This window comes from Halomonas sp. A11-A, assembly GCF_003182195.1.
Taxonomy (GTDB): Bacteria; Pseudomonadota; Gammaproteobacteria; order Pseudomonadales; family Halomonadaceae; genus Halomonas; species Halomonas alkalicola.
Genome location: NZ_QGTM01000014.1, coordinates 13155 through 26210, shown reverse-complemented (window position 1 = coordinate 26210; position 13056 = coordinate 13155). Strand labels below are relative to the sequence as shown.

Here is a 13056-nt window from a genome sequence, read left to right as displayed (position 1 = left end):
GAGGCCCCTACCGGCCTCAGGCGGCGCTGAACAGCAGCACCAGGGCGAGCCCCACGGCGACGACCACCATCAGCAGCGCGGCGTGGCGACGCAGCCACGCCTCCCCCTCGCCCAACGCTTCCAGCGCCGCGGTGCCCGACCGCTCCAGGCCCACCCACCAGGCCACCCAAGCCGCCTTTGCCGCGGCCAGCCGCTCGAGAGAGGGCCGGGTGGCCGTCCACAGCCGGCCGAGGCCATGGGCCAGCGGCCACCAGAGATCCCCCGGGGGCGGGCGCCGCCAGGCCGCCCGCAGCACCCCACGATGTACCAGCCACCCCACCAGCAGCGACAGCGCAAGCCCCAGCAGGGCCGGCCATCCGAGGCCCACGAGCTCTGCCGCCGGCGGCCAGGCCGGCGCCATGCCCAGCGCCGGCAGCCACAGCGGCAGGGCCAGGGCGCTTGCCAGCAGCAGCAGCCAGGCCAGCGGCATGGGAGCGGCCAGCGACATCAGCCGGTCCCGCCGAGCCTGCCGTTCGCCCGGCCACTGGCACCACAGGGTGCGCGCCATCAGCGCCGTGGTGCCCACCGCCGCCAGGGAGAGCCAGGTCACCAGGCCCGCGTAGCCACCGTCGTAGAGCGCCTCCTTGAAGGCCCATTTGGTGGCAAGCCCGGAACCCAGCACGCCGGCCAGGGAGAGCGCCGGGGCGGCCAGCAGCAGCGTCAGCGCCCAGGACGGCAGCCGCGGCGGATGCTCGGCGATGCCCACGCCCAGGAACAGCGCCCCCTTGGTGAGCCCGTGGTGGGCAGCGAAGAGCACCACGGCAGGGACCAGCGCCGGCCACAGCGCGGGGGCGGTGAGCCCCGCCCCCACCAGGGCGGCCAGCATGCCGAGCTGGCTGACGCTGGAGTAGGCCAGCACCGCCTTGGGGTGGCGCTGGCAGACGCCCACCAGGGCAGCGCCGATAGCCCCCACCAGGCCCACCGCCAGCATGGCGCGGCCCAGCCAGGCGATGCCCTCCGCGGTGGCGGTTTCGCCCAGCGGCAGGGTCGCCATCCAGCCCACCACCCCGGCCTTGACCATGGCCCCGCTGAGTACGGCGCTGGCCGGCGTCGGCGCCACCGGGTGGGCCAGGGGCAGCCACAGGTGCAGGCCCGCCACGCCGGCCTTGACCCCGAAACCGAGCCACAGCAGCACGCCGATCCAGGCGCCCTGCTCCAGCGTGGCGAGCCCCTCGCGCAGCTCGCCCAGGGTCAGCACTCCCAGGCTGCCGGCGCCCCACAGCAGGCCGCCCAGGATCAGCCCCTCGCCGAGCACCGCCATGATCAGGTAGGCGCGCCCGCCGGTCAGGGCATCCCGGGTGCCGGAGTGGATCACCAGGCCGTAGGCGGCGAAGGTCATCACCGCGAAGCCCAGGTAGAAGCTGGCGATGTCCTCGGCCACCAGCAGCAGCAGGTTGCCGGAGAGGGTCAGCGGCCAGAGCACGGCGAAGCGGGCAAGGCGCGTGGCCGCCGCGCCGTCCCCGGCGGTGGCCCGCTCGCCGTCCCCGGCCAGATAGCCGCGGGCATACCAGCCGGCGAGCAGCCACAGCAGCGCCGTGAACGCCAGCAGCACGCGACGCGGCTCGTCCAGCACCCAGACCCCGCCCAGCAGCCAGGCTGCCATCGACAGCTCACCGTCGCCGCCCAGCAGCGCCAGGGCCAGCGCCGGCAGCGGCGCCGTGGCCCACAGCGGGTCGAGCGGGAAACGCACCTCGTCGCGCCCGGCCAGGGCCGCCATCAGCGGCTGGCGCAACCCCAGCAGCAGCGGCCAGAGCAGCGCGGCGATCATCAGCACGGCGAAGATCTCCTGGCTCATGGCAGGTACTCCAGACTGGCCACCCGGGTCGCCCACTCCAGCGGGCTGTAGGGCAGCCCGGCGAAGAGTCCCGCCATCACGCTGAACAGCGCCGTGGCGATGACCGGCAGCAGCAGCCAGGCATTCGTCTCGAGGCGGCCCAGGTGGCGCTCCTCGGGCCAGGCCCCCACGCCATGGGCCGGGCCGGGCCGGAACCACAGCCGGTAGAGGATCGGCAGGAAGTAGGCCGCGTTGAGCAGGCTGCTGGCCACCAGCACGGCGATCACCCAGGACATCCCGGCCTCCACCGCCCCGGTGCCCAGGTACCACTTGCTGAGAAAGCCCACCAGCGGCGGCAGGCCGATCATCCCCAGGGCGCCGACGGTAAAGGCCAGGCTGGTCAGCGGCATGCGTCGTCCCGCGCCATCGAGCTCATCGATGCGGTGGATACCGAGCTCCTCGGCATAGTTGCCGGCGCAGAAGAACAGCGTGATCTTCATCAGCCCCTGGTGCAGCAGGTGGGAGAGCGCAGCGATGGTGCCCAGGGGCCCGAACAGCCCGATCCCGAGCACGATGTAGCTCACCTGGCTCACCGTGGAGAAGGCCAGCCGCGGCTTGAGCTCCACCTGGGCCAGGGCGCGCACGGAGCCATAGAGGATGGTGACGGTGGCGATGACGGCGAGCCCGGTGAGCAGCCCCAGGGCGTGGCTGAGCTCGGCGCCATAGACGTCATAGACCAAGCGCACGATGCCAAAGGCGCCGGCCTTGACCACCGCCACCGCGTGCAGCAGGGCGCTGACCGGCGCCGGCGCCACCATGGCCCGGGGCAGCCAGCCGTGCAGCGGCACCAGGCCCGCCTTGACCCCGAAGCCGGCGATCAGCACCCAGAAGATGGCGATCAGCACGCCGCGCTGCTCGGGGCCGAACTCGGCGAGGATCTCCCGCTGGCCGAAGCGGATATCGCCGGCCAGGGCGTGCAGCGCCACCATGCCGATCATCAGCACCAGCCCCGCGGTCAGGGTGAAGCGCAGGTAGAGGGTGGCCGCGGCCAGCGCCTTGGGGGTGCCGCGATGAGCCACCAGCGGGTAGGTGGAGAGGGTCAGCAGCTCGTAGAAGATCAGGAAGGTGAAGAGGTTGCCGGCCAGGCTGATGCCCAGGGTGCTGGCCACGCAGAGGCTGAAGAAACCGAAGAAGCGCCGCCGGTTGGGCGAGCCCTCCAGGTAGCCGATAGCATAGATGGTGGTGAACAGCCACAGCAGCGAGGAGAGCCCGGCGAACATGATGCCCAGGGGGTCGGCGCGCAGCACGAAGGCGAGCCCCTCCAGCACCGGGAACTCCACAGCGTAGGCATGCCCCTGGCTGAGGCCACGCACCATCCAGGCCACCAGGCCGATCTTGAGCACGGCGGCGGCCAGGTTGAGCCCGGTCCGGGCGCGGAAGGCACCCTCCGGCAGCAGGAAGATGATCGCCGCCGCCGCGAGCGACGTGGCCAGGGTGGCGACCGGGAAGAAGGCCCCGCTCATGGCACCCCTCCCTGGCGCAGCAGCGACAGCGGCCACTCCGCCACCAGGCCGAGCCCCACCGCTGCCAGGGCTAGCAGCAGCGGCGTGAGGTCGGTGCCCCGCGGCAGGGGGTGGAACTCATGGCGCGGCGCCTCCTCCACGAAGGAGCAGCGCAGTACCCGGAACACATAGGCGGCGGTCAGCAGGGTGCCGAGCACCAGCACCACCGCCCAGGGCCACTGGCCCGACTCCAGCGAGGCCTGCAGCAGCAGCCACTTGGCGGTGAAGCCGGCGCTGGGCGGCAGCCCCATCAGGGTCACCGCGGCCACCCCGAAGGTCATCAGCGACAGCGGCAGCCGGCGGCTGGTGCCGGCCAGGTCGACCAGGCGGCTGGCACCGGTGGAGAACAGAAGGTTGCCGGCGGCCATGAACATCGCCGCCTTGGCCAGGGCGTGGCCGGCCAGCTGCAGCCAGGTGGCCTGCCAGGCCAGCGACGCCACCGAGGCGGCGGCGCCGGCCAGCAGCGGAAAGGCCAGCATCAGGTAGCCGAGCTGACCCACCGTGGACCAGGCCACCACCTGCTTGAGGGAGTCGGCCCGCCACGCCTTGAGCCCGCCCCACAGCACCGCCGCCGCCCCCAGCAGGCCCAGCGCCCAGGCCGCCCCCTCGGCCTCCGGCAGCAGCCGCCGCCACAGGGTGATCAGGATGAAGAAGGAGGCCTTGACCACCAGGGCGCCATGCACGGCGCTGACCGGGGTCCAGGCGCTGGCATGCACCGGGGCCAGCCAGCCGTGCAGCGGGAAGATCGCCGCCTTGAGCAGCAGGCCGCCGGCCAGCAGCGCCATGGCGATGCGGGTGGTGGCATCGGGCTCGGCCACCGCGGCCAGGCCGCTCAGCTCCAGGGTGCCCCAGGCACCCAGCAGCAGCGCCACCCCCAGCAGCCAGGCCAGCGATCCCACCAGGGCGTAGAGCAGGTAGCGCAGGCCGGCGCGGATCGCCTCGGCCTTGCCGGGCAGCAGCATCATGCCCACTGCACACAGCCCCATCAGCTCCAGGCCGGCATAGAGCAGCAGCAGGTCGGCGGCCACCCAGATCACCCCCAGGGCGAACGCCAGGCCGCCCAGCAGCGGCCAGAAGCGCGCATGGGGCGCGTCGGCGGCCAGCGCCGCGCGGCGGTGACCCACGCCGTAGGCGGCGCTGGCCAGCAGCACCAGTTGGGTCAGCAGCAGGAGCAGCGCCGCCAGGGCATCCAGCCGCCAGTGCAGCGAGAGCCCACCCAGCGCCAGGCTGCCGTGCAGCGCGCCCTCCCCCGCTCTGGGCAGCAGCCACAGCGTCGCCAGCGGCAGCGCCCCGGTGGCCAGCACCACCGTGCGCATCTGGCACGGCGGTTTCCAGAGGGCCAGCAGGCCCAGTGGCAGCGGCGCCGCCAGCGTCAGCCACAGCAGCAGGCTTGCGGCTTCACTCATGGGCGGCCTCGGGCTCGAGGATCACGCTGCCCTCCAGGGCATGCAGGCGGCGCAGCAGCAGAGCGCCCAGCACCGAGCCGACCAGCGCCACCGTCAGCCCCACCAGGATCAGCCCCTGCACCTCGGGAGCAGTGCCCGCGAGCCCCGCCAGCAGCAGGAAGACGCCGGAGCCGAGCACGTTGAAGGCCAGCAGCCGGCGCAGCAGGTGGCGATGGTGGGCGAAGGCCCACAGCCCCAGCGCCATCACCCCGAGCCCCGTCGGCACCAGGGCCGGCATGGCGGTCCCGCGCAGGGAGAGCCGCTCGCTGGCGAGCAGTCCCACCAGCGCCAGGCCGACAAGCAGGAGCCAGGCCAGGACGGCGAGCCAACGCACTGCCGCCCGGAGGCCGGAGCGCGGCGTGGTGTCCCGCTGGGGCAGGCGTGGCACGTCGCCGGCGCAACCCAGCGCATGGAAGAGGGCAGCGCCGGACAGCAGCGCGCCCAGCAGCGCCTCGGCAGCGGCCAGCCAGGGAGCCCCCAGCCGCCACCAGGCGAGCGCCATCACCAGGGCGAAGGCGATGAAGGCCAGGCAGGCGCGGGCCAGCTGCCGGTCCAGCAGGCAGAGCAGCGCCAGGAGAATCAGGGCAGTCGATATCATGACGAAGATCCTGACCACTTCGCGGGGTGAATGCCAGGGCGCCCCCTCACGCTGGATCAGCGTCGCGGGGAAGCGGCGAGGCGCCGCCGGACCCGCAGATCCGGTTGCGCCCCTCGTGCTTGGCCCGGTAGAGGGCCCGGTCGGCATCGCCCAGGGCGCCCTCCAGGCTGCCGTTGGGGAGCAGGATCGCCAGGCCCAGGCTGACCGTGAAGCGGATGGTCGCCCCCTCGACCTCCAGGACGATCTCCTCCACCGCCCGGCGCAGGCGCTCGATATCGACCATCACCCGCTCGGGCGTCTGCCCGATCAGCGCTACCAGTCCTTCGCTGGCATAGAGCAGCTCCAGATGGCCGGCCGCATCCTGGCGCAGGCGGAACACCGCCCCGGGTAGGTGCGAGACGGTGCCCTCGAGCCGCGCCAGCAGCTGCCGATCGTGGAGTTCCCGCTCGCGCATGCCGGTGACGTCATACTGGATCACCAGCAGCCGCAGCGGGCCACCCGGGCGCTCCTCCAAGGGCTGGATCATGGTGGTCTGGTGGCGCAGGGCACCATCGGCTCGCCGGCAGAGGAGCACGCCACGCCATGCCTGCCGCGTGGTGAAGCAGTGATCGAGAGCGAGGGCGAAACCGCCATGCAGGGGGTCGGCATCCAGCGTCACCGCCCGACGACCGAGGAGCTGGTCGGGAGGGTAGCCGGCATGGCGCTCGAAGTCGGGATTGACGCGCAGCACCACGCCCTGCTCGTCGAGCAGCATGACCGCCCCGGGATAGTGCGCGAGCAGCAGCGCATCGAGACCGGGGGCGCTCTGCTCGCCTCCGGCCCGCCAGCGCTGCCATGTCCGCCTGACTATCTCCATGCCCAAGCCACGACACTCCCTGCGTCAAGTGAAGGGACCTCTCCGCGTCCACCCTCCACCCTAGCCCAAAATGCGTGGCCTGGCACCTGTACGCATGGCCGATGGCGCTCGGCCAGGGCTCAGCGGGCCAGGCGCTGGCTCAGCCAGTGGCCGATATCAGCGACCTGCTGGGGGCAGACCGCATGGGCCATGGGGTACTGGCGATAGTGGGCCGGATAGCCCAGCGACTTGACCCGCTCGAAGCCCGCGCGGCCGAGCGCCTCGGGCACCACCGGGTCGAAGCTGCCGTGGTGCACCTCGACGGGCAGTTCGCGGTTGGCCTCGGCCAGGGCGATGCTCTCCGCGGTGGCGAAGTAGGTGGAGAGCGCCAGCAGGCCGCCCAGCGGCTGCTCGAAGGAGAGCGCCGCCTGGTAGGCCACCGCCCCGCCCTGGGAGAAGCCGGCCAGGATGATCCGACGGCTGTCGATGCCGTGGCCGATCTGCTCGCGCACCAGGCCCTGGATGCGCTCGGCGGAGGCCTTTAGCTGGCGCTCGTCGACGCGCCGCCCCAGGTTCATCTCGAGGATGTCGTACCAGGCCGGCATCACCATGCCGCCGTTGATGGTCACCGGCAGGCGCGGCGCATGGGGCAGGATGAAGCGCACGCTGGCGTCGGCCGGCAGCGAGAGGGCCGGCACCAGCGGCTCGAAGTCGCTGCCGTCGGCCCCCAGGCCGTGCAGGATGAAGACACAGGCATCGGCGGGCTTGCCGCCCTTCGGCTCGATGATCAGCTCACCGGGTTGGCTCATGGGGAGGGCTTCCATTGGTCGGGGAAATCAGACCCGACACCCTACCGCAAAGCCATGGCGGCGGCGAGACGCCGGGTCCGTCAGAAGGGCCAGATAAGCGGAATCAGCGTCAGGGCCACCGCGGCGGTGATCAGGTTGAGCAGCCCGCCCACCCGCAGGAAGTCGCCGAAGCGGTAGCCTCCGGGCCCGTGCACCATCAGGTTGGTCTGGTAGCCGATAGGCGTGAGGAAGCTCGCCGAGGCGGCGAACATCACCGCCACCACGAAGGGCATCGGGTTCACCCCCAGGCTCTCGGCGCTGGCCATCACCACCGGGAAGGTGATCACCGCGGCGGCGTTGTTGGTGACCAGCTCGGTCAGCAGCGCCACCAGCAGGTAGGTCCCGACCAGCAGCAGCAGTGGGTTGCCATCCGCCAGCGCCAGGGCCCCTCCGGCAAGAGCCGCCGCGGCCCCGGAGCTCTCCAGCGCCGCGCCCAGGCCGAAGGAGGCGGCGATGGTCAGCAGCACCTGGGTATCCAGCCCGCGCTTGGCGGCCCCCACCGAGCAGCAGCCGGTCAGCAGCACCAGCGCCGCCCCCAGCATGGCCGCATTCATCATGCTCATCACCCCGAGGCTGGCCAGGGCCACCACGCCGGCCAGGATGCTCCAGGCCAGCCAGGCCTTCTCGTGAACGGGGCGTGCCGCCCCGTTGAGCTGGCTGATCAGCAGGAAGTCCCGCGACTGGCGATGGCGCTCGATGAAGGGCGGGCGCGCCTCCAGCAGCAGCACGTCGGCGGGCTGCAGGCGTACCTGGCCGAGGTTGCCGGCGACCCGCTCGCCGCCGCGGCACACCGCCAGCACGGCGGCACCGTAGAGGGTGCGGAAGTGGCCGTCGCGGATGCGCTGACCGACGAACTGGCACTGGCTGGAGACCACCGCCTCGACCAGGCGCCGCTCCTTGAAGTCCTTCTCCAGGCTCGACTCACCGTGGCGCGACGGCATCAGGCCGCGCACCTGCTGCAGCTCCACCGCCGCCTCGCTGGTGCCGGCGAACACCAGCCGGTCGCCGCCCTTGAGCCGCTCACCGGGCCCCACCACGCTGACCACGTTGCCGTCGCGCTCGATCTCCACCAGGAACAGCTCCTGGAGGTGGCGCAGCCCCGCCTCCTCCACCGTGCGATTGACCAGAGGGCCCTCCGGGTCGACCTCCATCTCGATGGTGAATTCACGGGGGTTCTCGAAGGCCGCCGCGGCGCCGCGCCGCGCCGGCAGCAGCCGCGGCCCCAGCAGGATCAGGTAGGCGAGGCCGACCACCGCCACCGGCACGCCCACCCAGGCGAGATCGAAGAGCCCCATGGCAAGCTCGGGTGAACGGTCCACCAGCAGGCCATGCACCACCAGGTTGGTACTGGTGCCGAACAGGGTGATGGTGCCGCCGAGGATAGAGGCGAAGCTGAGCGGCATCAGCAGGCGGTGGGCCGGCACACACACTCGGCGACTCCAGCTCAGCACCGCGGGAATGTAGGTGGCCACCACCGGGGTGTTGTTGAGGAAGCCGCTCAGGAAGGCCACCGACAGCAGCAAGCGCAGCAGCGCCCCGCTCTCGCGGCGCGGCCGGCCGAGCACATGGCGAATGATCAGGTCGATGCCGCCGGTCTGGCGGATGGCGGTGACCAGCACATACATGAAGGCCACGGTGAACAGGCCGGTGCTGGCGAAGCCGCCCAGCGCCTGGGACGGTTCGAGGATGCCGAGCGTCAGCAGCAGGATCACCGCGCCCAGCAGGACGATATCCGGCCCCAGCCGCGAGAAGGCCATCAGCGGAAAGACGACGATCACGACGGCGAGGGAGATCCAGGCATCCAGGGGCATGGCAGGCATCCGGTCAACGAGAGTGCCCCTATTCTGCCGCTCGCCGATTATTCTAAAAAATTCTTTGTAGAAACTCCCTTATTCCACAAATAGCCATATCGATCCTACCTTCCTGCCTGAGCTGGCACCCCGGCGCCCCCTCTCGGCCAACTGGCGCACACGCGAAAGGGCCCGCACGTGGCGGGCCCTTTCTCGACTCCCGAAGGAGTCACATCAGTGTCAGCTGGCGATTAGCCGATGACCTTGATGTTGGAAGCCTGGAGGCCTTTCTTGCCCTGGGTGACGTCGAAGGAAACCTTCTGGCCGTCTTGCAGGGTCTTGAAGCCGTCAGCCTGGATCTCGGAGAAGTGAGCGAACAGGTCGTCACCGTTGTCGTCCGGAGAGATGAAGCCGAAGCCCTTGGTGTCGTTGAACCACTTGACAGTACCGGTAGCCATTATCGAATTCCTCTAATAGCGTTTGATTTTCCGGGAAATACCCGAGTTGCAGTGGGTAGAACAAGAAACTTTTCACCGGGAAATCGATGCCATGAGCCTTCGATAACCACTTGCGATGTTCGACTTGCTAACCAACTGCGCACAGCTTGCGCCCTTCTCGGGCGCAGGTCAAACACTATTTGCCTTCGATGACGAGAAAGTTACTCCCCGGCCAGGATCCAGGCCGCGGCCTTCTCGGCGATCATCAGCGTCGGCGAGTTGGTATTGCCGCTGGTGATGGTGGGCATCACCCCGGCATCCACCACGCGCAGCCCCGCCACACCGCGCACCCGCAGGTGCGGGTCGACCACCGCCATGGGATCGTCGTCGCGCCCCATCTTGGTGGTGCCCACCGGATGGAAGATAGTGGTGCCGATATCCCCGGCGAGCCGCACCAGGTCCTCGTCGCTCTGGAACTCGACGCCGGGTTTCACCTCCTCCGGCTGGTACTTCGCGAAGGCGGGCTGGGCGGCGATGCGCCGGGTGACCCGCAGCGAATCCGCCGCCACCTTGCGATCCTCCGGCGTGCTCAGGTAGTTGGGCGCGATGGCCGGCGCCTGGCGCGGGTCGCGGCTTCGGATGCGCACCGTGCCGCGGCTGGTGGGGTTGAGGTTGCACACGCTCGCCGTGATCGCCGGGAAGTCGTGCAGGGGCTGCCCGAAGGCCGGCAGGCTCAGCGGCTGGACGTGGTACTCGATATTGGGATGCTCATAGGCCTCGGAGCTGCGGGTGAAGGCGCACAGCTGCGACGGCGCCATGCTCATGGGCCCGGTGCGCTTGAGGACATACTCCAGGCCGATCTTCGCCTTGCCCACCAGGGAGTTGGCCATGGTATTGAGGGTCTTCGCCCCCGTGACGCGATAGACCGAACGGATCTGCAGGTGGTCCTGCAGGTTCTCCCCCACCCCGGGCAGGTCTACCACCACCGGGATGTCGTGCTCGGCGAGCAGCGCCGCCGGGCCGATGCCCGAGAGCTGCAGCAGCTGGGGCGAGCCGATCGCTCCGGCGGCGAGGATCACCTCGCGGGCCGCGCGGGCCACGACCTCGGCGCCGTTGCGCTCGACGCGCACGCCGCGGCAGCGCGGCTCGCCGCTCTCTCCACTCTGGAGCTCGAGCCCCAGCACCTGACTGGAGTGCCAGAGGGTCAGGTTGCCGCGGGTCTCGACGCCGCGCAGGAAGGCCTTAGAGGTATTCCAGCGCCACCCCTTGCGCTGGTTGACCTCGAAGTAGTCGACCCCTTCGTTGTCGCCACGATTGAAGTCCCGGGTGCGGGGGATGCCCGCCTCCACCGCCGCGGTGGCGAAGTCATCGAGCACCTGCCAGCTGAGGCGCTGCTTCTCGACCCGCCACTCACCGCCGTGGCCGTGGAAGTCACGATGGGCGGCGTCGGCGTCGCCCCCGGCATCCAGGCGGTGATGGTCCTCGTGCTTCATGAAGTCCGCCAGGCAGTTCTCCCAGCGCCAGGCGTCATCGCCGGTGAGCTCGGCCCAGCCGTCGTAGTCGCACGCCTGGCCGCGGATATAGAGCATGCCGTTGATGCTCGAGCAGCCGCCCAGAGTCTTGCCTCGCGGGTAGATCAGCGAGCGGCCGTTGAGCCCCGGGTCGGGCTCGGTACGAAAGCGCCAGTCGGTGCGGGGGTTGTCGATGCAGTAGAGATAGCCCACCGGGATATGGATCCAGTGGTAGTTGTCGCGGCCGCCCGCCTCGATCAGCAGCACCCGGTTGGCCGGGTCGGCGCTCAGGCGGTTGGCCAGCAGGCAGCCGGCAGTGCCGGCCCCCACCACGATATAGTCGAATTCCTGGTCAGCCATGGCGTGATCTCACTGCGGCAAATGGTGGCTCGTGCTGCTTATTTCGCAAACTGGCATGAGCCTTGGTTGAGGCTGAGAACTTCTTGTGGGAGCTGGGCTTTGCCCGGCGAATGGAGGCCGAAGGACTCCTGGCGGAAGATGCCAACCTCACCAACACCGCCGGGGCGCCTACGGCGCCATTCGCCCGGGGGACCCGGGCTCCCACAGGGCAGTTTCACGCCAGCCTGCGAAAAACCTTATTTATGCGTCGGCATGGCGAACTCGGCGCCGCCGCGGATGGAGTCGGACCAGCGCTGCATGATCGACTTCTGCTTGGTGTAGAAGCGCACCCCCTCCTCGCCGTAGGCGTGGGTGTCGCCGAACAGCGAGCGCTTCCAGCCGCCGAAGCCGTGCCAGGCCATGGGCACCGGGATCGGCACGTTGATGCCCACCATGCCCACCTGGATGCGACGGCCGAACTCACGGGCCACGCTGCCGCTCTCGGTGAAGCAGCTCACGCCGTTGCCGAACTCGTGGTCGTTGATCAGCTGGATGGCGGTGGCGATGTCGGGGACCCGAACGCAGGCCAGCACCGGACCGAAGATCTCCTCCCGGTAGATGGTCATCTCCGGGGTGACATGATCGAACAGGGTGCCGCCCATCCAGAAACCCTGCTCGCAGCCCTCGCCGGTAGTGGAGGCATCGAAGTCGCGGCCGTCGACCACCAGCTCAGCGCCCTCCTCCACGCCCTTGGCGATGTAGCCGGTGATGCGCTCGTGGGCCTGGCGGGTGACGATGGGCCCCATCTCGGCGTCGAGCTGCATGCCGTCCTTGACCTTGAGGGCGCGCGCCCGCTCGGCCAGGCGCGGCACCACCTGGTCGGCCACGTCGCCCACCAGCACCGCCACGCTGATCGCCATGCAGCGCTCGCCGGCGGAGCCGTAGGCGGCGCCGACCAGGGCATCCACCGCCTTGTCGAGGTCGGCATCGGGCATCACCACCATATGGTTCTTGGCTCCGCCCAGGGCCTGCACGCGCTTGCCATGGCGGGCGCCACGCTCGTAGATCAGGTTGGCGATGGGCGTGGAGCCGACGAAGGAGAGCGCGCGCACCTCGGGGTGGTCGATCAGCGCCTCGACGCTCTCCTTGTCGCCCTGCACCACGTTGAAGACGCCGTCCGGCAGCCCGGCCTGCTTGAGCAGGTCGGCGATCAGCAGCGAGGCGCTGGGATCCAGCGGGCTCGGCTTGAGGATGAAGCTGTTGCCGGCGGCGATGGCCACCGGGAACATCCACATCGGCACCATGGCCGGGAAGTTGAAGGGGGTGATGCCGGCCACCACGCCGAGCGGCTGGCGCACCGTCCAGTTGTCGATGCCGGTGCTCACCTGCTCGGTGTAGTCGCCCTTGAGCAGCTGCGGAATACCGCAGGCGAACTCGACGATATCGATGCCACGGGCCACCTCGCCCTGGGCGTCGGTGAAGACCTTGCCATGCTCCCGGGTGATCGCCTCCGCGAGTTCATCCTTGTGGGCGTTGAGCAGCTCCAGAAACTTGAACATCACCCGGGCGCGGCGGATCGGCGGGGTATCGGCCCAGGCCGGGAAGGCCGCCGCGGCGGCGGCCACGGCGGTGTCCACATCGGCGCGGGAGGCCAGGGCCACTCGGCCGGTCACCTGGCCGGTGGCCGGGTTGAAGACCTCCTTGCTCTGGCCGGACTCACCGGCGTTCATTTGCCCATTGATATAATGCAGGATGGTCGCTGTGCTCATGGTGGCCTCGTCTGTTATCGCTCTATGTGCCTCGGGAGCGCGCCTTTCGTCGGCCTCGTCAGGGCAGGCGCACGTCTGTGACTGCCCAGACTAGCGCGATCACCGCCAG

At 70.2% G+C, this 13056-nt stretch carries 10 protein-coding genes; all 10 read right to left on the bottom strand.

The window, feature by feature from the left end; translation table 11 throughout:
• Positions 1-16 precede the first annotated feature (16 nt).
• The 10 genes from DER72_RS10325 to DER72_RS10280 all read right to left on the bottom strand — a co-directional run bounded on the left by DER72_RS10325 (position 17) and on the right by DER72_RS10280 (position 12947).
• Complete coding sequence (locus DER72_RS10325; protein WP_258306271.1) at positions 17-1834, bottom strand: proton-conducting transporter membrane subunit; 1818 nt, start codon at positions 1832-1834, stop codon at positions 17-19.
• Entirely contained in the window at positions 1831-3336 is a 1506-nt protein-coding gene (locus tag DER72_RS10320) for a complex I subunit 5 family protein (RefSeq protein ID WP_110069909.1), read from the bottom strand. The genes DER72_RS10325 and DER72_RS10320 overlap by 4 nt, the downstream gene beginning before the upstream one ends.
• Complete coding sequence (locus tag DER72_RS10315) at positions 3333-4781, bottom strand: complex I subunit 5 family protein (RefSeq protein WP_110069908.1); 1449 nt, start codon at positions 4779-4781, stop codon at positions 3333-3335. Before DER72_RS10315 ends, DER72_RS10320 begins: the two co-directional genes overlap by 4 nt.
• On the bottom strand, positions 4774-5418 hold the full coding sequence (locus tag DER72_RS16175) for a hydrogenase subunit MbhD domain-containing protein (protein WP_181395650.1): 645 nt from the start codon (positions 5416-5418) through the stop codon (positions 4774-4776). Before DER72_RS16175 ends, DER72_RS10315 begins: the two co-directional genes overlap by 8 nt.
• 46 nt (positions 5419-5464) lie before the next feature.
• A complete protein-coding gene (locus DER72_RS16275; protein WP_110069907.1) occupies positions 5465-6274 on the bottom strand; it encodes a PAS domain-containing protein in 810 nt (269 codons plus the stop codon).
• Positions 6275-6393: 119 nt separating this feature from the next.
• On the bottom strand, positions 6394-7062 hold the full coding sequence (locus DER72_RS10300; RefSeq protein WP_110069906.1) for an alpha/beta hydrolase: 669 nt from the start codon (positions 7060-7062) through the stop codon (positions 6394-6396).
• A gap of 80 nt (positions 7063-7142) precedes the next feature.
• Complete coding sequence (locus DER72_RS10295) at positions 7143-8912, bottom strand: SLC13 family permease (protein ID WP_110069905.1); 1770 nt, start codon at positions 8910-8912, stop codon at positions 7143-7145.
• A 230-nt stretch (positions 8913-9142) separates the two neighbouring features.
• The gene (locus DER72_RS10290) at positions 9143-9349 is read right to left on the bottom strand and encodes a cold-shock protein (protein WP_010629501.1); all 207 of its coding nucleotides are present in this window, start codon (positions 9347-9349) and stop codon (positions 9143-9145) included.
• A gap of 200 nt (positions 9350-9549) precedes the next feature.
• Complete coding sequence (locus DER72_RS10285) at positions 9550-11199, bottom strand: GMC family oxidoreductase (protein WP_110069904.1); 1650 nt, start codon at positions 11197-11199, stop codon at positions 9550-9552.
• Positions 11200-11435: 236 nt separating this feature from the next.
• On the bottom strand, positions 11436-12947 hold the full coding sequence (locus tag DER72_RS10280; RefSeq protein ID WP_110069903.1) for a CoA-acylating methylmalonate-semialdehyde dehydrogenase: 1512 nt from the start codon (positions 12945-12947) through the stop codon (positions 11436-11438).
• Positions 12948-13056: the final 109 nt, after the last annotated feature.